Raw genomic sequence first — 22,671 nt, 5'->3', positions numbered from 1 at the left:
GAAGCCGGGTCGGTTGAACAAACGGCAGAATCGGCAGGGCCATCGCCCCTTCAGCTACCTTCTCAACAAGCGGCGAACATGGCGATCCGGCCGTGCCCGGATCAGCCGTTAAACCCCAGCTCGGCGGAGATGGCTCTGGCGGTGGCCACCACCGGTGCCATCAGCTTTTTCACCCCGACCTGCTGCAGCTTGGCGGTCGGCAACGACACCGAAACGGCAAACGGCACCCGCTGCTGGATATCAAACACCGGTGCCGCCAGGCAGGACACGCCCAGCTCATTCTCTTCCCTGTCCATCGCGGTTTGCTGCTGGCGAATCACCTTCAGCTCGTCCAGCATCTCCGGCAGCGTGGTGATGGTATTTTTTGTCAGCTGCTGGATTGTGTCCTGATGCGTTTCCCAGTAGTGCGCCGGATACTCTTCGCTGCCCCAGGCCATAAAGATTTTACCCATCGCCGAGCAGTACAGCGGCATATGCTGGCCGATATACGCTCGGGTTCGCAGCATACCGGTCGTCGGCTCCAGCTTGTAAATCAGAATCACATGATCGTCTTCACGGCTGGAGAAATTTACCGTTTCCCCCACTTCCAGATTGAGTTTTTCCAGATGCGGGGCCGCAACGTGAATGATGTTCAGCGACGACAGCGCCTTCTGCCCCACCGAAATAAACTTAGTGGTCAGTCGGTAGCTGCCGGGCGACGGCGCCTGGGTGACATAGCCGCTGCTGTGCAGCCCCTGCAACAGCCGGTGAACGGTACTCTTATTCATCCCGGACAGTTCTGACAGATTCGCCAGCGGGCAACCGTTGGGGTAATTACTCAATATCTCAATCAGCTGCAGGCCACGAAACAGACTCTGGGTGCCAGCCGGCTGATCCTTTTTATCGTCCTTTGCGGTATCCGCCTTTACGCTCATTCACGCTTCCTCTTAATGTCCCGCACACCCTTTACGGGGCTTTGTCTGATGGTAACTCATGCCTCTGCGGCTGTGAATATGGAACGACGTTTCAACACTGACAATGCTCCATATTAGACGGTTAAAAGCGCAAAAGCGAAGTGAGCGATTCATCACAGTTCTATAACATTAAAAATAACCATCTGATTTATATAAATAAATAAAACTTCCTCACCTTTGCTTTCCGCCCTCAGTAAGAATACTATTTTTGAAACTTGATTTCGCATGTTGGAATAAGCGGTGTTTTTATTAAGCTGTCGCCGCCGTTGATACTTGTCTGTTGTTGCAGGAGACTGTTATGCAGAATACACCCGGGGCAGCGGTTCTGACGCTGAGCCATATCACTAAACGCTTTGGCGGCAACATCGCCGTCAACGACGTCAGCCTGGAGGTTCATCCCGGTGAAGTCCTGGCGCTGCTGGGCGAAAACGGTGCCGGCAAATCCACGCTGATCAAAGTCCTCGCCGGGGTTTACCCACGCGACAGCGGCGATATCCGCTTCCACGACGACACCATTACCTCCGCCGCCGCGCTGAAAACCGCCCAGCGCCAGCCCATCGCCTTTATTCATCAGGACCTCGGACTGATCGAGTGGATGACGGTGGCCGAAAATATGGCGCTGGTGATGGGCTTTACCCGTCGGCTGGGGCTGATTGACTGGCGAGCGGTGCGCGAGCGCTCCCGCCAGGCGCTGGAAGAGGTCGGTATCGCCCTCGACCCGGACTCACGCGTGTTCGAACTGTCGCGCACCGAAAAGTCTCTACTGGCTATCGCCCGTGCGGTGGCCGTCAACGCCGAAGTGCTGGTGCTGGATGAGCCCACCGCTTCGCTGCCTGCCAACGACGTCCGCCATCTGTTCAGCGTTATCGAACGCCTGAAAAGTAAAAAAGTGGGGATGATTTACGTCACCCACCGCCTGGACGAAGTGATCGAAATTGCCGACCGCGTCTGCGTAATGCGCGACGGGAAACGCGTAGCGGGCGGCTTCACCCGCGACTACAGCCTGCGCAACCTGGTGGAAATGATCGTCGGCGAAGCGGTAGAGGGCAACCAGCGCGAGCCGCTGCCGGAAAAAGCCGATCCGGTTCTGGCCTTCGACAGCGTCTGCATTGATGAAGTGGGCCCCGTATCCTTCAACCTGCAGCCCGGCGAGATGCTGGCGCTGGCCGGCCTGCGCGGTGCCGGGCAGGAGGAGATTGGCCGCCTGCTGTTTGGCCTGCGTCAGCGTACCGGCGGCAGCATTACCTTCCGCAAGCAACACTATCAGGCCAGCTCGCCGCAGCAGGCGATGGCGGCAGGCGTGTCGCTGGTCGCCGGGGATCGCACCGGCGAAAGCCTGGTGATGTCGATGAGCGTGCGTGAAAACCTGTTTATCAACCCCTGCGCCAGCGGCCATCGCCTGCTGTCGCACTACGGACGCCGCGCCGAGCTGGGGGCCAGCTGGTGGAAAATGCAGCTGTTTGACGTCCGCCCCAAGGACGTCAGCCTGGATATCAGCGCCCTCTCCGGCGGCAACCAGCAAAAGGTGGTGATGGCGCGCTGGATGCACCTCAATGCGCCGCTGCTGATCCTGGAAGATCCGACTGCGGGCGTCGACGTGGGCGCGCGCGAAGAGATCTATCACCTGCTGAACAAAGCGCTGGCTGAAGGCGTGGCGGTGCTGGTGATCTCCAGCGACTTCGAAGAGATCGCCCATATCTGCAACCGGGCGCTGGTCTTCAACCGCGGGCAGATCGTCGGCGAATTGAAAAACGATCGCGTCAGCTTTGCCAACCTACTTGAGCTGGCCTCCGCCAGCAGCGAATCCACCGTCGCCACCGTGTGAAATTTAACGCCACCCCGCAGGCGGTGGCAGGAGAAGATCTATGTCTAAAACGTCCGTCAAATCGACCGCGCTGGAGCAGCGGGTCAGTCTCAGCCAGCACGGTGCAGGCCCGTGGTCGATGCAAATCGTCACCCGCTACGGCCTGCTGCTGCTGTGCGTGCTGCTGGTGGCGATGTTCTCGGCGCTGTCGCCGTCGTTCGCCAGCATGCTGACCCTCCAGGCGATCCTCTCCAGCAAGGCCAAGATCGCCCTGCTGGCGCTGGCCGCAACGATCCCGATGATCGTTGGCAAAATCGATCTTAACGTCGGTTTCGGTATCGTCCTCTGGCACATCCTCGCCATTACGTTACAGGTGCAGTACGGCTTCTCCTGGCAGATGGCGGTACTGACCGTGCTGGCCATCTCCGCGCTGTACGGCCTGCTGAATGGCATTCTGGTGGCGCTGGCGGATATCGACAGCTTTGTCGCCACGCTGGGTTCCGGCACCGTGCTGTACGCCATCGCGCTCTGGCACTCCGGCGGCCGTCAGATCGTCGGCGATCTGCCCGACGCCTTCACTGCCCTGCACTACACCGAAATTTTCGGCATCCCGATTGGCGCGTTCTACGTGCTGGCGGTGGCCATTGTCCTGTGGCTGATCACCGAACACACCCCGCTTGGCCGCTGCATGTACGCGGTGGGCGGTAATCCGGCGGCGGCGCGGCTGAACGGCATTGCCGTTAATAAATTCACCATCGGCGCGTTTATCGCCTCCAGCGTGCTGACCGGCTTCAGCGGCGTGCTGATCGCCGCCGAACAGGGCGTCGGCCAGGCCAGCGTGGGGATGGACTACCTGCTGCCCGCGCTGGTTGGTGCGTTCCTCGGCAGTACCACTATTCGCCCGGGACGGGTCAACGTCTGGGGTACGGTGGTCGGGATTGCCATTCTGGCGATTGGTATCGCCGGTATTCAGCAGTTTGGCGGTGAGTTCTGGGTTGAACCGCTGTTCAACGGTGCCACCCTGCTGCTCTCCATTAGTCTTGCCGGCTACGCCCAGCGCCGCCGGATGTTAAACCAGAAAGCCGTCGTTCGCAGCCAGAGCGCCCCGGCAACGCCTCCTGACAATAATCAAAACGCCACTACAGGAAGTCAGCTATGAAAATTCACGTTCTTGCCTTAACCCTCAGTACTCTGCTGGCCGCCTCCCTGCCGGCACACGCCGACAGTTATCTCGACCAGGCCACAGCGGCAGTGACTAAAGCCACCGCCAGCGTGACCGAATGGGACGGACCGACCACCGGCCCTAAGCTACAGGCGAATAAAAAGGTGATTTTCATCGCCTCCGACATGAAAAACGGCGGTGTGCAGGGCGTGCAGCAGGGGCTGAGCGAAGCCGCGAAGGCGGCGGGCTGGAAGCTCGATACCCTGGACGGCGGCGGCTCGGTAAAAGATCAGCTAGCCGCGCTGAATCAGGCGATTGCCCAGCGCCCGGACGGCATCGTGATCGGCGGCTGGAACCCGAACGTCGCGAAGGTGCTGCTGAAAAAGGCCGCGCAGCAAAAAATCGTGCTGATGGCCTGGCACGCGGTGCCGCAGCCGGGGCCGATTCCGCAGTACGGCGTCGTCACCAACATCACCTCGGATTCAACCGAGGTGGCGCGTCTGACCGCGCAGTATGCGGTGGTGCATTCCGGCGGCAAGGCCAGCGTGCTGATCTTTACCGACTCGCTGTATCAAATCGCGCTGGATAAAGCGAATACCATGAAGCAGGAGATCGAGAAGTGCAGCGGCTGTCAGGTCGTGGAGTTTATCGATACGCCGCTGGCCGACACCGCCAACCGCATGCCGTCAATGACCTTCAGTCTGCTGCAAAAATACGGCGATAAGTTCCAGTACGCGCTGGCGATTAACGATCTCTACTTCGACTTTATGGCTCCGGCGCTGAAAACCGCCGGTAAAGGCGGCAGCAACGCGCCGTTTAACGTCTCCGCCGGTGACGGTTCGGTTTCCGCCTTCCAGCGGATTCGCAGCGGCGACAGCCAGATCGGCACCGTCGCCGAGCCGCTGAAGCTGCACGGCTGGCAGCTGCTGGACGAGTTTAACCGAGCCTTTGCCGGGCAGCCGCCGTCAGGCTACGTCACCCCCGCGCACCTGATCACCAAAGAGAATATCGGCAGCGACGGCGGTCCGCAGAACCATTATGACCCGCAGAACGACTATCAGGGCCACTACAAAACCATCTGGGGCGTGAAGTAACGGAGGCAGAACAATGGCAATCACCGACGATCTGGTTATTGAGACGCTTTGCTCCCCGGCGATCTGGGCGGAAGGGCCGGTATGGCTGCCGCAGCAGGATGCGGTGGTGTTCAGCGACGTTAAGGGCAACCGCATGTTTCGCTGGCAGCGCAACGGCGAGCTGGAGGTATGGCGTTCACCTTCCAACTTCGCCAACGGCAACGCACGCGATGCCGAGGGGCGGGTGATCAGCTGCGAGCACGGCCGGCGCGGCATCAGCCGTACCGAGCACGACGGCAGTGTCACCCTGCTGGTGGAGAAAGTGGACGGCAGGCGCTTTAACTCGCCTAACGACGTGGTGGTGCGCTCGGACGGCACCATCTGGTTTACCGATCCGCCGTACGGCATCACCAGCGATGACGAAGGCTATCACGCACACAGCCAGGTGATCGGCTGCTATCTCTACTGCTTCGATCCGGTCAGCGGCAAACTGACCATCGCCGCTAGCGATTTGCAGCGTCCTAACGGGCTGGCTTTCTCGCCCGACGAAAGCCTGATGTACGTGGCGGATATGTCGGTGATTGATTTTCCCACGCTCGGCCGCCGCGAGCTGCGGGTGTACCAGGTCGAGGGTGATCGGCTGAGCCACGGCAGATGGTTTACCGAAGTCGCTCCCGGAATTCCGGACGGCTTCTGCGTTGACCGCCGGGGCAACGTCTGGTGCAGCTGTGCCGACGGGGTGATCGCCTTCGACAGCAGCGGCAACCGCATCGGCAAAATTCCGCTGCCGGAGTGCGTGTCTAACTGCACGTTCGGCGGCCCGGACGGTGACGAGCTGTATATCACCGCCACCCGCTCGCTGTACCGGGTACGTATCAGGCTGTAAGGGGGAAACGGTGGCGCTGACCGAATCACTGGCTGTACCGGCCGCGCCGCAGACCTCAGTCATCATCACGTAGCCGACGGCAGAGGAAACTTTGCTGTCGGCTTTGCCATGCCCGTTTTTGACCGGGTGTGGCGACGATCACAGAAGCTGACATTAATTTTATCTATCTGTTTTTTAACACTAAATTCACCCCCCGTTTTTTTGACTTCATTCCAATAACCTCATAGGATTTATTTGGAACGACATTCCACATATTGAAATACACACCAGCGGGGAGTAACAGCAGCATGAGAATCAGCTACCAGCAGTTAAAGCAGGAGTTCCTGCGCGTTTTACTGGCGCGCGGCGTGGCGGCGGAGAAGGCAGAAGCCTGTGCCACCCTGTTTGCCGATACCAGTGAAAGCGGCGTTTACTCCCACGGCGTGAACCGCTTCCCCCGCTTTATTCAGCAGCTGGATGCCGGGCATATCGTGCCGACGGCAACCCCGGAAAAAATCCTCTCGCTGGGCGCGATTGAACAGTGGGATGCACATCGCGCTATCGGCAACCTGACCGCCACCGACATGATGGATCGCGCGATGGCGCTGGCCGACAGCCACGGCATCGGCCTGGTGGCGCTGCGTAACGCAAACCACTGGATGCGCGGCGGCAGCTACGGCTGGCAGGCGGCAGAGAAAGGCTATGTTGGCATCTGCTGGACCAACTCGATTGCGGTGATGCCGCCGTGGGGCGCAAAAAACTGTGCCATCGGCACCAACCCGCTGATCGTTGCCGTACCGGGCGAGCCGATCACCATGGTAGATATGTCGATGTCGATGTTCTCCTACGGCATGCTGGAAATTAACCGTCTGGCGGGCAAAACCCTGCCGGTAGACGGCGGCTTTGATAATGACGGCAACTACACCCGCGACCCGGCCACCATTGAGGAAAACCGCCGCATTCTACCGATGGGCTACTGGAAAGGCTCCGCACTCTCCATCGTGCTGGATATGCTGGCCACCCTGCTCTCTAACGGCTCATCGGTCACCGAAGTGACCCAGGACAACGGCGACGAATTCGGTATTTCCCAGGTATTTATCGCCATTGACGTCGACCGACTGATCGACGGCCCAACCCGCGACGCCAAGCTGGCTCGCATTATTGAATCCATCAGCGGTGCCGAACGCGCCAACGGCGAGCAGGCCATCCGCCTGCCGGGCCATAAATTCCCCGGCATCCGCGCTGAAAACCAGCAGCAGGGCATTCCGGTCGACGAGCGCGTCTGGGCACGTATTCAGGCGCTGTAACAGGAGTAACGCGATGATTTTTGGACATATCAACAATACCGAAGCGCACCACTATCCTGTCGCCGTTGCCCGGGCCGTGGACTATCTGGCCCGCCACGATCTGCGGGCGATGGCCGCCGGACGCTATCAGCACGATAAAACCGGCTGGGTCGTACAGGTGCTGGATTTACAGACCGGCCCGCACAGCGAGAGCTTCCCGGAAGCCCATCGCCACTTTGTTGACGTGCAGTTTCTGGTGGACGGTGAGGAGCTGATTGGCGTGGCGACGGAAAAAGCCGAGCTGGTCATCCACCAGCCGTACAACGCCGATCGCGACATTATTTTTTATCGCGATGCGCCAAACGAAACCCTGTTGCTGATGAAGCCCGGCAATTTCGCCGTGTTCTTCCCGCAGGATCTGCATCGGCCAAACCTGATGATCGACGGCCCGCAGGCGATCCGCAAAGTGGTGGTCAAGATCCCTCTTACCGAGTTCGTTAATTCCGGGAGTACGCTATGAGCCTGACCTCAAGTTCTGTGGCATCCCGCGCGTCCATTCCTAACACGCGCTGGCTGCGTATTATTCCGCCGATCCTGATCACCTGCATTATCTCCTATATGGACCGCGTGAATATCGCCTTTGCTATGCCGGGCGGTATGGATGACGAGCTGGGGATCAGCGCCTCAATGGCCGGTCTGGCGGGCGGGATCTTCTTTATCGGTTATCTGTTCCTGCAGGTTCCCGGCGGCAAGCTGGCGGTCTACGGCAACGGTAAGCGTTTTATCGGCTGGTCGCTGCTGGCCTGGGCGGTCATCTCCATCCTTACCGGTATGGCGACCAATCAGTATCAGCTGCTGGGACTGCGCTTCCTGCTGGGTGTGTCCGAAGGGGGCATGCTGCCGGTGGTGCTGACAATGATCGGCAACTGGTTCCCCGATTCTGAACGCGGCCGCGCCAACGCGATTGTGATCATGTTTGTGCCGATTGCCGGAATACTGACCGCCCCGCTTTCCGGCTGGATCATCAGCAGCTGGGACTGGCGCATGCTGTTCTTTGTGGAAGGCGTGCTGTCGCTGGTGGTGATGGCGCTGTGGTCCTTCACCATCAGCAACCGCCCGCAGGAGGCGAAGTGGATCTCCGAGGCCGAAAAGAACTATCTGATCAAAACGCTGCACGACGAACAGCTGCAAATCAAAGGTAAAAATACCCGTAAGGCCTCGCTGCGCCAGGTGATGCGTGAACCGGTGATGTGGCGGCTGATTATGGTCAACTTCTTCTATCAGACCGGGATCTACGGCTATACCCTGTGGCTGCCAACCATCCTGAAGGGGCTGACCAACGGCAATATCGAACAGGTGGGCTGGCTGGCGATCCTGCCGTACGTTGGCGCGATCTTCGGCATGTTTATCTTCTCGTCGCTGTCCGATGCTACCGGGCGCCGCAAGCTGTTTGTGGCGCTGCCGCTGGCCGGGTTTGCTATTTGCATGGCACTGTCGGTACTGCTGAAAGCGCATATCTGGTGGTCCTACGCCGCGCTGGTCGGCTGCGGAGTGTTTATTCAGTCAGCGGCCGGGGTGTTCTGGAGTATTCCGCCACGCCTGTTTAACGCTGAAGTGGCGGGCGGCGCACGCGGCGTGATTAACGCGCTGGGCAACCTTGGCGGCTTCTGTGGTCCATATATGGTCGGCGTGCTGATTGCCGAATTCAGTAAAGACGCAGGCGTTTACAGCCTGGCGATATCACTGGCGATTGCTTCGGTACTGGCGCTGACCCTGCCTGCACGCTGCGATGCACCGCAGAAGGGGGCCGCATGAGTTACTGGCTGGGGCTGGACTGCGGCGGCACCTTTATTAAGGCCGGGCTGTATGACGCATCAGGCCGTGAACAGGCGGTGGCGCGGCAAAACCTTGCGGTACTGGTGCCGGAACCGGGCCGTGCGGAACGCGATATGAACCAGCTGTGGCAGGTTGCCGCCACGGTGATCCGTCAGGTGCTGGAAAACGGCAATATCGCTGCGGCAGACGTGCGCGGCATGGGGATCTCCGCTCAGGGTAAGGGCCTGTTTATGCTGGATAAGCAGGGCCAGCCGCTGGGCAACGGTATTCTCTCCTCCGACCGCCGCGCGCTGGAGCTGGTTCAGCGCTGGCAGCGCGAAGGCGTGCCGCAGGCGCTCTATCCGGTCACCCGTCAGACGCTGTGGACCGGTCATCCGGTTTCGCTGCTGCGCTGGGTCAAGGATAACGAGCCGGAACGCTATGCGGCGATCGGCAGCGTGATGATGGCGCACGACTATCTGCGCTTCTGCCTGACCGGCGAACGGGCCTGCGAAGAAACCAATATTTCTGAATCCAATCTCTATGACATGCAGCAGGGCGACTGGTCGCCCGCGCTGGCGGAGATGCTGGAGATCGCGGAGATCCTGCCCGCCCTGCCGCCAATCGTCGGCTCCAGCGACGTTGCCGGGCACATTACGGCCGCCGCCGCCGCGCAGTGTGGGCTGGCGGAAGGCACGCCGGTGGTGGGCGGACTGTTTGACGTGGTCTCCACCGCGCTGTGCGCCGGACTGTACGACGACACGCGGCTGAATGCGGTGATGGGTACCTGGTCGGTGACCAGCGGCATTACCGACCGCCTGAGCGACGAGGTGGATTATCCGTTCGTGTATGGCCGCTACGCCATTGACGGCCAGTACATCGTTCACGAAGCCAGCCCGACCTCCGCCGCTAATCTGGAATGGTTCTGCCAGCAGTGGGGCATTGACGACTACGCGCAGCTGAATCAGTGGGTGGCGGAGCTGCCTCCGGCAGCCAGCTCGCTGCTGTTCGTGCCGTTCCTCTACGGCAACAACGCCGGAGCGAATCTGCACGCCAGCTTCTACGGTTTGCAGGCTGGCCACCAGCGCGGGCATCTGGTGCAGGCAATTTATGAAGGCGTGGTGTTCTCGCATCTGACCCACCTGAACCGCATTCTCAAACGCTTCCCCAACGTCAGCGCCCTGCGCCTGACCGGCGGGCCAACGCGCTCGGCCGAGTGGATGCAGATGTTTGCCGATATCAGCGGCCTGCCGGTGGAGATCCCGCAGATTGAAGAGAGCGGCTGCCTGGGAGCGGCGCTGGTGGCGATGACCGGAACCGGCGCGCAACCGTCGCTACAGCAGGCGCAGCGGGCGCTGGACCCGGCGATCGTCAGCTATCAGCCAAACGCCGAAAACCACACGCTTTACCAGAAAAAATACCAACGCTATCAGAAACTTATTACGGCGCTGATTGCCGCCAACCAGGAGTAACTCATGAGCCGTTCCTCTGTTCCTCAACTGCAGCTGGCGCTGGATCATACCCGGCTGGATGCCGCCCTTGATGCCGCCGATCGCCTGCACGAGCACGTCGATATCGTGGAAGCCGGCACCATTCTCTGCTTCAGCGCGGGCGTGGACGCGGTGCGCCAGCTGCGCCAGCGCCTGCCGGAGAAAACCCTGGTGGCCGATTTTAAGGTCGCCGATGCCGGATCGACGCTGGCCGAACTGGCGTTTGAGGCCGGGGCTAACTGGATGACGGTGATCTGCGCCGCGCCGCTGGCGACCTTTGCCAGTGCCCATGAGGTGGCGCAGCGCTACCAGGGCGAGATCCAGATTGAGCTGTTCGGCAACTGGACGATGGATGACGCCCGCAGCTGGCGTGCCCTCGGCCTGAAGCAGGCGATTTACCACCGTGGCCGCGATGCGCAGGCGCAGGGGCAGCGCTGGAGCCAGCAGGATCTCGAGGCGATGAAGGCGCTTTCCGACCTCGGCTTCGGGCTGTCGGTAACCGGCGGGATCACTCCGCAGGAGCTGCCGCAGTTCAAAGAGATCGACGTGCGTGCCTTTATCGTCGGCCGCGCGCTGACCGAAAGCGCCAACGGTCTGGCCACCGCCGCCGAGTTCCATCAGGCGATCGACAGCATCTGGGGGAAATAACATGCGTCAGCACCCGTTAGGTATTTATGAAAAAGCCCTGCCCGCGCACCTGAGCTGGCCGGAACGTCTGGCGCTGGCGAAAGCCTGCGGCTTTGACTTTGTTGAGATGTCGGTGGATGAAACCGATGCCCGCCTGGCGCGCCTGGACTGGACCAAAGCCCAGCGCCTGTCGCTGGTGGACGCGATGATAGAAACCGGGGTCAACATCCCGTCAATGTGCCTGTCCGGCCATCGCCGCTTCCCGTTTGGCAGCCGCGATCCGGCCGTTTGTCAGCAGGCGTACGATCTGATGGATCGCGCCATCCAGCTGGCAAAGGACACCGGCATCCGCACCATCCAGCTGGCGGGCTACGACGTTTATTACGAATCGCACGATGAGGGCACCGTGACCCGCTTCGCCGAAGGGCTGGCCTGGGCGGTGGAACGCGCGGCGGCGGCGCAGGTAATGCTGGCGGTGGAAATCATGGACACCGAGTTTATGAACTCCATCAGCAAGTGGAAGCACTGGGATCGCCAGCTGGCCTCGCCGTGGTTCACCGTCTACCCGGACGTCGGCAACCTCAGCGCCTGGGGCAACGACGTCAGCACCGAGCTGGCGCTGGGCATCGATCGCATCGCTGCGATCCATCTGAAGGACACCCTGCCGGTCACCCCTGATTCGCCGGGCCAGTTCCGTGACGTGCCGTTTGGCGAAGGCTGCGTCGATTTTGTCAGCGTGTTCCGCACGCTGAAGCAGATTAACTATCGCGGCGCGTTCCTGATTGAAATGTGGACCGAAAAAGCCGAAGAGCCGGTGGCCGAGATCGTACAGGCGCGGCGCTGGATTGAACAAAAAATGCAGGAAGGAGGATTACTGTGAGCTTAACGTCTCTGAAAGAACAGGTGTTCGAGGCCAACCTCGCCCTGCCGCGCCATAATCTGGTGACCTTTACCTGGGGCAACGTCAGCGCGATTGACCGCGCCAGCGGCCGCGTAGCGATCAAGCCTTCCGGCGTGGATTACGATGTGATGACGGTGGACGATATCGTGGTGGTGGATCTGGAGAGCGGCCGCGTGGTGGAAGGCAGCAAGAAGCCCTCTTCCGATACGGCAACGCATCTGGCGCTGTATCGCGCTTTTGAAACCATCGGCGGCATCGTGCATACCCACTCGCGCCACGCCACCATCTGGGCGCAGTCCGGGCTGGATCTGCCCGCCTGGGGCACCACCCATGCCGACTATTTCTACGGCAAAATTCCCTGCACGCGGCTGATGACGGCGCAGGAAATTGCACAGGATTACGAGCACAATACCGGCGAAGTGATTATTGAAACCTTCCGCTCGCGCAATATCAGTCCGGCAGCCGTTCCGGCGGTGCTGGTCAACGCCCACGGTCCGTTTGCCTGGGGCAGCGATGCGGATAACGCGGTGCACAATGCGGTGGTGCTGGAGGAAGTCGCCTATATGGGTATCTTCTCGCGGCAGCTGACGCCGGGGATCGGGGATATGCAGCAGGTGCTGCTGGATAAGCACTATTTGCGTAAGCACGGGGCGAATGCGTATTACGGGCAGTGAGTGACGGTTCAGGATCGTGCCCCGTCGGGGCACGATCGATTGAAGCACCGCTGTCAGATCAGCACAGCAAAGAGCAGGCGAATGTCAAAATCAGCACATTCCTTCGTTTCCTCATCCGACATCATGCCTGACGTTTCTGCGTATGCTCTGCCAGCTGCTGGTTGAAATGTACCGGCGTCCACTTCTCTCGCAGCGCCTGTAACAACAGGGCCTGCTGGGTCTGCGGCACCAGCCCGCCCAGCGGCGGATCGGTATCCAGATTGGTTGGAAATGAGTAGCCCTCCGCAGCGGATGCAATAACGGCACTGAGCTTATCTTCCGGCAGCTCGCGCTGAAGCAGGGCCGGATAAATACTTTGCAGCACCTTGATATGGTTAACCTTCTCCATCGTTTTGCCAAAACTGGATGACACCTGCAGCAGGTTGGCGGTGCGCACGCGATCCTGCGTGACGTTATTGCCCGCCGCATGGAACAGCGCCGGGTTGAAGAACAGCCCGTCGCCTTTGTGCAGCGGCAGCTGGATGGCATGCTGCTGGAAACAGGCAATAAACTCCGGGTCCCGCCAGGCCAGATAGCCCGCCTGATACTGCTGTGACCACGGCAGCAGTTGGGTCGGTCCGGACTCAATCGGCATATCGGTGTGCGCCACCGCGCCCTGCAACGTCAGATACTGCGACAGAATTTGCAGCGGCAGCGGGAACTGTTCGACCACCTCATTACTCTGGAAGCCCAGATGGTAGTCACGATGCGGCTGCTGCGCCTTGCCGCCGGGGCGTACCTGGTTCACCTGGGCGGTCATCTCATAGCCCGGCCCCAGCCAGCTTTCACAAATTATCGCCAGCAGCGGATTGTCGTAATAATCAATAAAGGCGTCGGCATCGCGCTCCGCGACTTTTTGCAGCGCGTTCCAGATGCGGCCGTTGCTGCCCGCTTTGGCGAAGTGATCGCCGCCGCCCCCCGCTGCGGCTTCATCTTTCAGGATCGCTTCAAACAGCTGGCTGCTGCGGTCCACCGCGGCCAGGTTGTCATACAGCCCTTTCACCACGAACACGCCGGGGCCGGAAGAGAGTGCGCGGTGCAGCTCGCTCAGTACCGCTTTCCGATCGTCGCGCGCGGCGCTTAACAGCGAGTCGGCACGGTAAATCAGCACGTTCAGCTCGCTGCTTGCCGCTAACGGATAATCATCCTGGCGCAGCGTCTGGCGGCAAACCGCCGCAAACTCATCAACCTTCAGCTGCTTTTCCTGCAGATAGATAGCGTTCATCTCGGCTCCTTACAGGCTCAGCGGCTGCTGGGGTTTTGGCGCGCCGTCATCGCCGCAGCCCACTACGTTCTGATCGAAATCAATCACCGCGCCGGTCATCATCCCGGATTCTTCAGAGAGTAAAAACGCCACGCCGCGCGCCACTTCCCGCGGCTTCAGCAGGCGGCCAAATGGCTGTTCGCGTTCGGCTTTCTCCAGCCAGTCGTCGGAAGCCTGGTGATACTGCTTTTGAATATCATCTTCGTGCGGAGTGTCCATCCAGCCAATGTTCAGGCCGTTGACCCGGATGCGGTTGCGCATGGCGCTGAAGGCGACGTTTTTCGTCAGCGTGACCAGCGCGCCTTTGGAGGCGGCATAGGTGGTGAGGAAGCTCTGACCGCCGTGGGAGGTCATAGTGATGATATTAACGATGCTGCCTTCCGTGCCGTTCGCCACCATCAGTTTGATTGCCGCCTGCATCAGGAAGAACGGCGCGCGGACGTTAACGGCGAAAATGGCGTCAAACAGCTCCGGGGTGGTGTTAAGGATGGTGCCGCGATCGGACATCCCGGCGCAGTTCACCAGGCCATGCAGCACGCCAAAGCGGCTTTCCGCTGCCGCGATCACCTGCTCGCAGGAGTGCGGATCGGTCAGGTCGGCGGCGACAAAGCCGGCATCGCAGCCCAGCGCACGCAGTTTTGCCACCTGCTCTTCACCTGCCCGCGCGTTACGACCGCAGATAATCAGGCCGCGCGCGCCGCGTTCTGCCAGCAGCTCGGCCACCGCCGCGCCCAGGCCCTGGGTACCGCCGGTCACCACATACACTTTGTTCTTAAACTGATTGTTGAAATCTGAACTCATGATTAAGCGCCTTTCTTGTTTTTTGTCGGATACAGGGTGAGGAACATTTGCTCTTAACCACCTTATCACTTACATTTTTTTAACAACACGCACCGATAACCTCAAAAAGACCTCAAATAATGAAGTTCTCCATTAAACAGATTGCCGCGCAGTCGGGCGTCAGCAAGGCGACGGTGGATCGCGCGCTGCACAAACGCGGCAGCGTGCATCCGCAAACCGACCGGCGGATTGCCGCCGCAATCCGCGATCTTGAGCTACAGCAGCGGGTGAATCTGGCGAGTGGCAGAACGCTGAATATTGACGTGGTGCTGCATACCCCCGAGCGCTTCAGCTCGCTGGTCAGCGCCGCCCTACTCAGCCAGCTCGGCAGCCTGGCACCGTTCCGCCTGATGCTGCGTTTTCACGTCTTTGAACAGATCGATGCGAAGGCCCTCCAGCAGTTACTTTTGCGCTGCGGCAGCGACAGCTACGGCGTCATTCTCAAGGTCAGTGATGAGTCAGCGCTGAACGCCAGCGTGGAAGAGCTGCTGCGCCAGCGGGTGCCGGTCGTCACGCTGGTGACCGATCTGCCCGACAGCGCGCGTATTCGCTACGTGGGCATGGATAACGGCAGCGCCGGGCGTACGGCGGCCTATCTATTGTCACGCTGGCTGGGGCCGCAGCCCCACTCGGTGGCGGTGGTGCTGAGCAGCGCCGGATTTCGCGGCGAAGAGGAGCGGGTTGCGGGCTTTGCCGAAGGGCTGCACCAGCTTGCACCGCAGCATAAAGTGGTGCGCATCAGTGAAGGCTACGGCGTCGACAGCCTGACGTTTGAGCGGGTGAGCCAGGTGCTGGATCGCGATCCGGCTATCAGCGCAGTTTACTGTGTTGGCGGTGGTAATCGGGCCATCTTCCGCGCGTTTACCAGCCAGCAGCGCCCGCTGCGGGCGTTTATTGCCCACGATCTGGACGAGGAAAACCGTGAAATGCTGGCCGCACGGCAGCTGGATGCGGTTATCGATCACGATCTGCGCGCCGATGCCCGCAGTGCGTTACAGGCAATCCTGCGCTTTCACGGTTTTTTACCGCCGGAAGAGGAAATCGGGGAGTTTTCGCGGGTCAACGTGGTGACGCCTTTTAATCTGTAGGCGTCACCCGCTGGATTCAGTCTTTCAGTCGGGCCATAAATAGCGCATCGACCTGCACGCCGTTACGCACGCCAAAGCGTACGCCGCGCCCTTCGGTCACGAAGCCAAATTTCTCATACAGCGCAATGGCCGCCTGATTATCGGCGTAAACGGTCAGTTCAATGCGATCCACCTGTAGCCAGTTATCGCAGAGATCGACTATCGCCGTCATCATCGCCTTCGCCACGCCCTTGCCGCGATGGCGAATGTCCACGCCCAGGCCAAATGTCGCCGTATGGCGGCGGCGCGCCGGGGTATTCAACGCCACGAAACACTGACCGACGATCTGGCTATCGATGCAGGCCACCAGCATGTGCTGGCCGTCCGGCGTGTTTTTTAGCTTCTCCTGCCAGCGCTGTAGTGAAGGATAAGGGAGCTGAAGCGTATCGCTGTAGGTTTCCGGCTGGCTGTACATCTGATGCAGCGCCGCAGCGTCATCAGGCTCGGCGTGTCGAACGATAATCTCACTCACCTTTACTCTCCTTAGTGTTAGAAAACCTCTTTAAAATCAGGGTTTTTTATCATCAAATCAAGTAAAAAATAATCAGAAAAGAGCTTTACAAGTGCGAATGATAATGATTATTATTGCTATGCGTTTTCAGCAGAGCTCTGCTACTGGCTGAGAAGGCACGACATTGCTCACATTGCTTCCAGTGTTTCTTAGCCAGCTCGGGTGCTGGCTTTTTTTTTGCCTGCGTTTTGCCCGGCCCGGCCTGAAAAATTCCAGCATCACACCCTGTTCTTCTGACGATTATGCGAGCGAAACCTGATTGCGCACCGGCAGGCGCTATGTTCCCTTACCACGAACATTCAGTTTTCACAGGCAGTAAATACGGTGAACATTTTTATGGTTCTATCTACTCTTCCTTCTTTGGCTTACTCCAGGCGTCATCGTATTTAATATTCCCTTTGACATAATTCCATTCAATACCACGGAATCGAAGGCCCACCACCTCGTGCATGTTTGGAGATGTGCTACCAGGATAATAGACATGTGAGAAATCAACGGAGGAAATAACAACGCTTTCAAGAATAATATTATAAATTTCCGTTTCTATTCCAGACTCAATTATTTCATAGTATTTGATCACTGCTTTCTGCAAGCGTCTACTTTCACATACAGCAATAGCAAGATATGGACTCACTTTATCTAATTGCTTGTGTATGGTTACAGCATCATGCTGCCGTGTTCCCGTCATGCTTCCTGTACAGCTATCTACGCCTTGCCTGACACCATAGCTGCTGTTCATCACCTCTATCGCACCCTCACGGCCTGACGCCAGACAATCACCTACAATTTGCATCCCGTTTTCATCATACAGAAATAAATAAGCGGGTAATGACATTCCGATCTCCTTATTTTGTTAGTTTCCCATTGCTATCAATAACGAATTCATGAACATAGTCTTTTCCATTCAGGCCATAAGAAATTGCATATGAAGAACCATTCTTCCATTTAAAATTTATACAGTCTTCAGGATAAAAAAGAGTTAAATCTTCATCGTATTCCACTGTGTTAAATTTCCCGTTTTCATTTGATTCGATGCGATAATAGCTCAATACATCTTCCTTATTTGTACTAAAGCAAAGATGTTCGCCGTTGATGAACGTAGCTCGTGGGTGCGGTGCTGGATTTCCACCTGGGCAACCAGAAAGAAGGAAAATTACAGGAAGAACAGCTAATCGCTTCATGCTGTAAATCCTTTCATCACTGATTTGTATTTTGCAATCAGGGAATGGACAGATTCATCAGGATCATAACCTCGATACTCAATTAAATCAGTATTGCCCCTAAAGCCGTAGGTAAGCAACAACCAATAATCACTCACTAAAGAGGCTTGTTGTTCTAAACTGTAATGACGAATATCAGTTTTATCTAAACTATAACTGTAATCAGCGAAACGGGAGAATATCCCTCTTGTTCTTACAAACATGCCGTGTTGTGCTTGCCAAACGTGCATCATTTCATGCATGAATCTATGTTTCTTTTCGAGAGTGTCCATTGAGAAATCATGAGAATAGGTATCTTCACGAAACCACATTTCACCGTTTGGACTCATAGCAACATCAATAGGCTGTAGGTTAAACGGTAAATAGCTCTCCCGATGCACCCAAATTTGATTGTATCTGAGGCCATAGCCATAAAGCGATCTTGCTAACGCTATCTCACCCATCGTGATAAGTCTCACGCCGCCAGGTGTAATCCATGTTCCCGATGTTGCTCTAACACTCTCATTGACAGGCACTCAAAATCCCTTTCATCTGTAATGTTATTGATCGTTAATTGTACACTCGAGCAATCGGGAAGAGGAGAGACTTTTCCGGGAAGGGGCTGATTTTGTGTAACAGAATGAGGATGATAAGCCAGATTAGAAGATCGTATTAGCAGCCCTGACCGATAACAGAAGTCGAACCTGACCTTCGCCTTACCGCTACAGCGTAAGGTGTTCTTTCGGGCATCCGGCAACCTGACTGATGTTACCGCCACCATTTATTCGAAAATTTTGACCAGAGGAGACAATTTTCTCCGCTATCAACGCGGGCTGTTCGGGCGCAGACTACGTTAAAACATTGAGGAGAATTGAATATGATTTACTTACGCAAAGCACAAGATCGTGGCCATGCAAACCATGGCTGGCTGGACAGTTATCACACGTTCTCTTTCGCTAACTATTATGACGCCAACTTTATGGGCTTCTCCGCGCTGCGGGTGATTAACGAAGACGTGATCGATGGCGGCCAGGGTTTTGGCACCCATCCACATAAAGATATGGAGATCCTGACCTACGTGCTTTCCGGCACCGTGGAGCATCAGGACAGCATGGGCAACAAAGAACAGATCCCGGCGGGTGAGTTCCAGATTATGAGTGCAGGCACCGGCGTACGTCATTCCGAGTACAACGGCAGTAAAGACGTGCCGCTGCACCTGTATCAGATCTGGATTATCCCGGAGAAAAACGGCATTGAGCCACGCTACGCACAGCGCCGCTTTGATGATGTCCAGGGCCGTCAGCTGGTACTGTCGCCGGATGCGCGCGACGGTTCACTGAAAGTTTACCAGGATATGACGCTGTCCCGCTGGGCGTTTAAAGCAGGCGAACAGGGTACAGCAGAGGTCGCCGAAGGCCGCAAAATCTGGATTCAGGTAGTAAAAGGCGATATCACCGTAAACGGTGAAGCCGCCACGACCAGCGATGCGTTTGCCATCTGGGATGAAGCGGCTCTGGAGATTACCGCCAGCAGCGACGCTGAGATCCTGCTGTTCGATCTGCCGCCGGTTTAAGGCCTGCGAAGATAGCTACATCACACTTTGGGCGCGGGAAACCGCGCCCTTTCTCTTTTTCCCGCCCAGATTTGTTACACTCAGCCGGATACCGTCCAACCAGCTGAAGCCAAATGAAGAAAAAAAGACCGGTACTTCAGGATGTTGCCGATCGTATCGGCATCACCAAAATGACCGTCAGCCGCTATCTGCGTAACCCCGAGCAGGTTTCCGCCGCGCTACAGGGCAAAATTGCCGCCGCGCTGGATGAGCTGGGCTACATTCCCAACCGTGCTCCGGATATGCTCTCCAACGCCACCAGCCGGGCGATTGGCGTGCTGCTGCCGTCGCTGACCAACCAGGTGTTTGCCGACGTGCTGCGCGGCATTGAAACTGTTACCGATGCGGCGGGCTACCAGACGCTGGTCGGCCACTTCGGCTACAGCCCGGAGAAAGAGGAGCTACAGCTGCGCTCCCTGCTGGGCTGGAATATCGACGGCCTGATCCTGACCGAACGCACCCACACCGCCGCCAGCCTGCGGATGATCGAAACTGCCGGCATTCCGGTAATTGAGATGATGGACAGCGTTTCCCCCTGCCTGGATATGGCGGTGGGATTCGATAACGTTGAGGCCGCGCGGCAAATGACCCAGGCCATTTTGCAGCGCGGCCATCGACACACGGTTTACCTCGGCGCGCGGCTGGACGAACGAACGCTGCAAAAAGAGCGCGGCTATGCGCAGGCGATGCGCGAGGCCGGACTGGAGCCAAAAACCGTGATGATGGAAGCGGCCTCGTCGTTTACCGCCGGTGCGATGCTGCTGCGCGAGGCGCAGAAGCGCTATCCGCAGACCGACAGCCTGTTCTGCACCAACGATGACCTGGCGGTGGGCGCGATGTTTGAGTGCCAGCGGCAGGGGCTGCGGGTGCCGGAGCAGATGGCGATCGCCGGTTTTCACGGCCATGATATTTCAAAGGCCACCACCCCGCAGCTGGCTACCGTGCAGACCCCGCGTGAGCAGATGGGCCAGGAAGCGGCGTCAATGCTGCTGGCGCGTATTCGCGGTGAAGCGGTCGATTGTGGGCCGCTGGATATCGGCTTTACGCTCTCCATCGGCGAAAGTATTTAACCCCGACGGGCGCAATCGCGTCCGTTATCTCTTTGTGCCTCCCTCACGCTGTTTTTGCCGTTTTTTTGAAGTCCCTCACATTTACCAGCTTTTCCCGCCGCAGCTGTTGCCATAATTTGTACAGCACCAGACAATGTTACCGATAACAAATTGCCGTTCACACCTGCTATTGACTCTGACGGAGCAAAAATAATGACCTCATCTACCCCGTCCAATCACGTATTCGTACTGATGGGCGTATCCGGCAGCGGCAAATCTGCCGTGGCTAAAGCCGTGGCACATGAACTGAAAGCCGCTTTCCTTGACGGTGACTTCCTGCACCCGCGCGCCAACATTGAAAAAATGGCCGGTGGTCATCCGCTGGACGACACCGACCGCAAGCCGTGGCTGAAGGCGATTAACGACGCCGCGTTCGCCATGCAGCGCACCAATGACGTATCGCTGATCGTTTGCTCGGCGCTGAAAAAGCACTATCGCGACATCCTGCGCGAAGGGAACAAGAACCTGTCCTTCGTCTACCTGAAGGGCGATTTCGACACCATTGAATCCCGCCTGCGCGCGCGCAAAGGCCATTTCTTCAAGCCGCAGATGCTGGTTACCCAGTTCGCTACCCTGGAAGAACCGGGCAGCGAAGAGAAAGATGTGCTGGTTGTGGATATTAATCAGTCCCTTGATGACGTCATTGCCTCAACGCTGAAAGCCATTGACGGTGCCATCAACAAGACGAAGTAAGTAGGGTTTAATGAGTACTGCAACACTGGTTTTGACCGCAGCAGGTTCGGTATTACTGCTGCTGTTTTTAGTAATGAAGGCGCGTATGCACGCCTTTGTGGCGCTGATGTTAGTGTCAATTGGTGCCGGTCTGTTCTCCGGCATGCCGCTGGATAAAATCGCCCAGACGATGGAAAAAGGGATGGGCGGCACGCTCGGCTTCCTCGCCATCGTTGTGGCGCTGGGGGCGATGTTTGGCAAGATCCTGCATGAAACCGGCGCGGTCGATCAGATCGCCATCCGCATGCTGAAAGCCTTTGGTGAAAGCCGTGCGCATTACGCGATGGGCATTGCCGGACTGATCTGCGCGCTGCCGCTGTTCTTCGAAGTGGCGGTCGTACTGCTGATCAGCATCGCCTTCGCCGTGGCGCGCCGCACCGGGGATAACCTGGTGAAGCTGGTGATCCCGCTGTTTGCCGGGGTTGCGGCAGCGGCGGCGTTCCTGCTGCCGGGGCCTGCGCCGATGCTGCTGGCTTCGCAGATGCATGCCGATTTCGGCTGGATGATCCTGCTGGGGCTGTGTGCGGCGATCCCGGGCATGCTGATTGCCGGTCCGCTGTTTGGCCGCTTTATCAGCCAGCATGTGCAGTTCACGCCACCGGCGGAAAGCGAGCATCCCGAATTTGATGAGAGCAAGCTGCCGTCGTTTGGCTTCAGCCTGTCGCTGATCCTCTTCCCGCTGGTGCTGGTGGGGCTGAAAACCATCGGCGCGCGCTTTACCGAACCCGGCTCCCGCCTGTATGAATGGCTGGAGTTTATCGGTCACCCGTTTACCGCAATTCTGCTGGCCTGTCTGGTGGCGATTTACGGCCTGGCGTACCGCCAGGGCATGGACAAAGAGCGCGTGATGCAGATCTGCGGCGCGGCCCTACAGCCAGCGGGAATTATCCTGCTGGTGATCGGTGCCGGTGGCGTGTTCAAACAGGTGCTGGTGGATTCCGGCGTTGGCCCGGCACTGGGCAACGCACTGACCGGCGCGGGTCTGCCGGTTGCGCTGGCCTGCTTCGTGCTCTCCGGCGCGGTGCGCATTATTCAGGGTTCGGCGACCGTCGCCTGCCTGACCGCTGTGGGGCTGATTATGCCGGTGATTGAACCGCTGCATTATTCCGGTGCCCAGCTGGCCGCGCTGTCGATCTGTATTGCCGGCGGCTCGATTATCTTCAGCCACGTCAACGACGCCGGTTTCTGGCTGTTTGGCCGCTTTACCGGCGCAACGGAAGGGCAAACGCTGAAGACCTGGACGATGATGGAAACCATCCTCGGCACGGTTGGGGCGGTGATTGGCATGATCGCGTTCGAACTGCTGTCATAATAAATCAGAAGGGGCGGCAGAAACTGCCCTGCCCCTTCTTCGATTCTGTATATTACCGCTCTATGACGATGTTTCGGCTCCTGATACGCAAAACCCCCTATAATCATCGGTAAAACTCGCTTTAATTGCCAATTTAACAACGATAATAGGGCTGCCGCCGTTATCAGAGACTCGCGTTAATCCTCCTGTTTCACACCGCCTGGCGTGGATTATTAGTCCCTCTGCTAAAAAAATTCCTTCAATCGATTTAATTCACTTGCCACTTTTGCTGCACCT

Annotated in this window: 23 protein-coding genes; 16 read left to right on the top strand and 7 right to left on the bottom strand. The window is 58.1% G+C overall.

From position 1 onward, the window contains the following. Positions 1-101: 101 nt before the first annotated feature. A complete protein-coding gene (locus IBT46_RS01005) occupies positions 102-914 on the bottom strand; it encodes an IclR family transcriptional regulator (RefSeq protein ID WP_105592160.1) in 813 nt (270 codons plus the stop codon). Positions 915-1,251: 337 nt separating this feature from the next. Between IBT46_RS01005 and IBT46_RS01000 the strand changes: the two genes are divergently transcribed. The 11 genes from IBT46_RS01000 (at position 1,252) to araD (ending at position 12,650) form a co-directional block, all read left to right on the top strand. After that, positions 1,252-2,778, top strand: a complete 1,527-nt coding sequence (locus IBT46_RS01000; RefSeq protein WP_200543234.1) for a sugar ABC transporter ATP-binding protein — start codon at positions 1,252-1,254, stop codon at positions 2,776-2,778. Positions 2,779-2,818: 40 nt separating this feature from the next. Then, positions 2,819-3,916, top strand: coding sequence for an ABC transporter permease (locus tag IBT46_RS00995; protein ID WP_105592162.1), 1,098 nt, complete (start codon positions 2,819-2,821; stop codon positions 3,914-3,916). After that, positions 3,913-5,013 carry a substrate-binding domain-containing protein gene (locus IBT46_RS00990; RefSeq protein ID WP_200543230.1) on the top strand — a complete coding sequence of 367 codons (1,101 nt, stop codon included), beginning with the start codon at positions 3,913-3,915 and terminating at the stop codon, positions 5,011-5,013. The genes IBT46_RS00995 and IBT46_RS00990 overlap by 4 nt, the downstream gene beginning before the upstream one ends. 13 nt (positions 5,014-5,026) lie before the next feature. Beyond that, positions 5,027-5,878: an SMP-30/gluconolactonase/LRE family protein gene (locus IBT46_RS00985; RefSeq protein WP_200543228.1), complete on the top strand. Its 852-nt coding sequence runs from the start codon at positions 5,027-5,029 to the stop codon at positions 5,876-5,878. 287 nt (positions 5,879-6,165) lie between these two features. Further along, complete coding sequence (gene yiaK, locus IBT46_RS00980; RefSeq protein ID WP_200543226.1) at positions 6,166-7,164, top strand: 3-dehydro-L-gulonate 2-dehydrogenase; 999 nt, start codon at positions 6,166-6,168, stop codon at positions 7,162-7,164. A gap of 13 nt (positions 7,165-7,177) precedes the next feature. Next, positions 7,178-7,663 carry a YhcH/YjgK/YiaL family protein gene (locus IBT46_RS00975; protein ID WP_200543224.1) on the top strand — a complete coding sequence of 162 codons (486 nt, stop codon included), beginning with the start codon at positions 7,178-7,180 and terminating at the stop codon, positions 7,661-7,663. Continuing rightward, positions 7,660-8,958, top strand: a complete 1,299-nt coding sequence (locus IBT46_RS00970) for an MFS transporter (RefSeq protein ID WP_200543222.1) — start codon at positions 7,660-7,662, stop codon at positions 8,956-8,958. The genes IBT46_RS00975 and IBT46_RS00970 overlap by 4 nt, the downstream gene beginning before the upstream one ends. Next, the gene (locus IBT46_RS00965; protein WP_200543220.1) at positions 8,955-10,430 is read left to right on the top strand and encodes an FGGY-family carbohydrate kinase; all 1,476 of its coding nucleotides are present in this window, start codon (positions 8,955-8,957) and stop codon (positions 10,428-10,430) included. Before IBT46_RS00970 ends, IBT46_RS00965 begins: the two co-directional genes overlap by 4 nt. Positions 10,431-10,433: 3 nt before the next feature. Further along, positions 10,434-11,096 (top strand): 3-keto-L-gulonate-6-phosphate decarboxylase UlaD, encoded by a 663-nt coding sequence (gene ulaD / locus IBT46_RS00960; RefSeq protein ID WP_200543218.1) that lies wholly within the window; start codon positions 10,434-10,436, stop codon positions 11,094-11,096. A 1-nt stretch (position 11,097) separates the two neighbouring features. After that, complete coding sequence (locus IBT46_RS00955) at positions 11,098-11,955, top strand: L-ribulose-5-phosphate 3-epimerase (RefSeq protein ID WP_200543216.1); 858 nt, start codon at positions 11,098-11,100, stop codon at positions 11,953-11,955. Then, a complete protein-coding gene (araD, locus tag IBT46_RS00950) occupies positions 11,952-12,650 on the top strand; it encodes an L-ribulose-5-phosphate 4-epimerase (RefSeq protein WP_200543214.1) in 699 nt (232 codons plus the stop codon). Before IBT46_RS00955 ends, araD begins: the two co-directional genes overlap by 4 nt. A 121-nt stretch (positions 12,651-12,771) precedes the next feature. Here araD and IBT46_RS00945 read toward each other — a convergent pair whose 3' ends face one another. Both IBT46_RS00945 and IBT46_RS00940 read right to left on the bottom strand, forming a co-directional pair. Further along, a complete protein-coding gene (locus IBT46_RS00945; protein ID WP_200543211.1) occupies positions 12,772-13,914 on the bottom strand; it encodes a phytanoyl-CoA dioxygenase family protein in 1,143 nt (380 codons plus the stop codon). A gap of 9 nt (positions 13,915-13,923) precedes the next feature. Next, entirely contained in the window at positions 13,924-14,754 is an 831-nt protein-coding gene (locus tag IBT46_RS00940) for an SDR family oxidoreductase (RefSeq protein WP_105592173.1), read from the bottom strand. Between the two features lie 119 nt (positions 14,755-14,873). Here IBT46_RS00940 and IBT46_RS00935 point away from each other — a divergent pair, with 119 nt between their 5' ends. Beyond that, positions 14,874-15,881, top strand: a complete 1,008-nt coding sequence (locus IBT46_RS00935) for a LacI family DNA-binding transcriptional regulator (protein WP_200543208.1) — start codon at positions 14,874-14,876, stop codon at positions 15,879-15,881. 16 nt (positions 15,882-15,897) lie between these two features. Here IBT46_RS00935 and IBT46_RS00930 read toward each other — a convergent pair whose 3' ends face one another. From IBT46_RS00930 to IBT46_RS00915, 4 genes are all read right to left on the bottom strand, one after another. Continuing rightward, a complete protein-coding gene (locus IBT46_RS00930; protein ID WP_200543207.1) occupies positions 15,898-16,392 on the bottom strand; it encodes a GNAT family N-acetyltransferase in 495 nt (164 codons plus the stop codon). A gap of 385 nt (positions 16,393-16,777) precedes the next feature. Then, positions 16,778-17,266: a type VI secretion system tube protein Hcp gene (locus IBT46_RS00925; RefSeq protein WP_200543205.1), complete on the bottom strand. Its 489-nt coding sequence runs from the start codon at positions 17,264-17,266 to the stop codon at positions 16,778-16,780. 10 nt (positions 17,267-17,276) lie between these two features. Next, positions 17,277-17,612, bottom strand: coding sequence for a putative T6SS immunity periplasmic lipoprotein (locus IBT46_RS00920; protein WP_200543204.1), 336 nt, complete (start codon positions 17,610-17,612; stop codon positions 17,277-17,279). Continuing rightward, positions 17,609-18,166, bottom strand: a complete 558-nt coding sequence (locus IBT46_RS00915; protein ID WP_200543202.1) for a type IV secretion protein Rhs — start codon at positions 18,164-18,166, stop codon at positions 17,609-17,611. The genes IBT46_RS00920 and IBT46_RS00915 overlap by 4 nt, the downstream gene beginning before the upstream one ends. Before the next feature lie 341 nt (positions 18,167-18,507). Between IBT46_RS00915 and IBT46_RS00910 the strand changes: the two genes are divergently transcribed. From IBT46_RS00910 to gntU, 4 genes are all read left to right on the top strand, one after another. Then, a complete protein-coding gene (locus tag IBT46_RS00910) occupies positions 18,508-19,203 on the top strand; it encodes a pirin family protein (protein ID WP_200543200.1) in 696 nt (231 codons plus the stop codon). Positions 19,204-19,316: 113 nt separating this feature from the next. Continuing rightward, on the top strand, positions 19,317-20,312 hold the full coding sequence (gene gntR, locus IBT46_RS00905) for a gluconate operon transcriptional repressor GntR (RefSeq protein WP_105592177.1): 996 nt from the start codon (positions 19,317-19,319) through the stop codon (positions 20,310-20,312). Positions 20,313-20,504: 192 nt separating this feature from the next. Then, positions 20,505-21,044: a gluconokinase gene (gntK, locus tag IBT46_RS00900; RefSeq protein ID WP_200543198.1), complete on the top strand. Its 540-nt coding sequence runs from the start codon at positions 20,505-20,507 to the stop codon at positions 21,042-21,044. A gap of 10 nt (positions 21,045-21,054) precedes the next feature. Further along, the gene (gntU, locus tag IBT46_RS00895) at positions 21,055-22,395 is read left to right on the top strand and encodes a gluconate transporter (RefSeq protein WP_105592179.1); all 1,341 of its coding nucleotides are present in this window, start codon (positions 21,055-21,057) and stop codon (positions 22,393-22,395) included. Positions 22,396-22,671 lie beyond the last annotated feature (276 nt).

This window comes from Erwinia sp. S38, assembly GCF_016624545.1.
GTDB classification, from domain to species: Bacteria; Pseudomonadota; Gammaproteobacteria; order Enterobacterales; family Enterobacteriaceae; genus Erwinia; species Erwinia coffeiphila.
The sequence above is the reverse complement of the archived record's forward strand: the minus strand, read 5'-3'. Positions and strand labels throughout refer to the sequence as shown.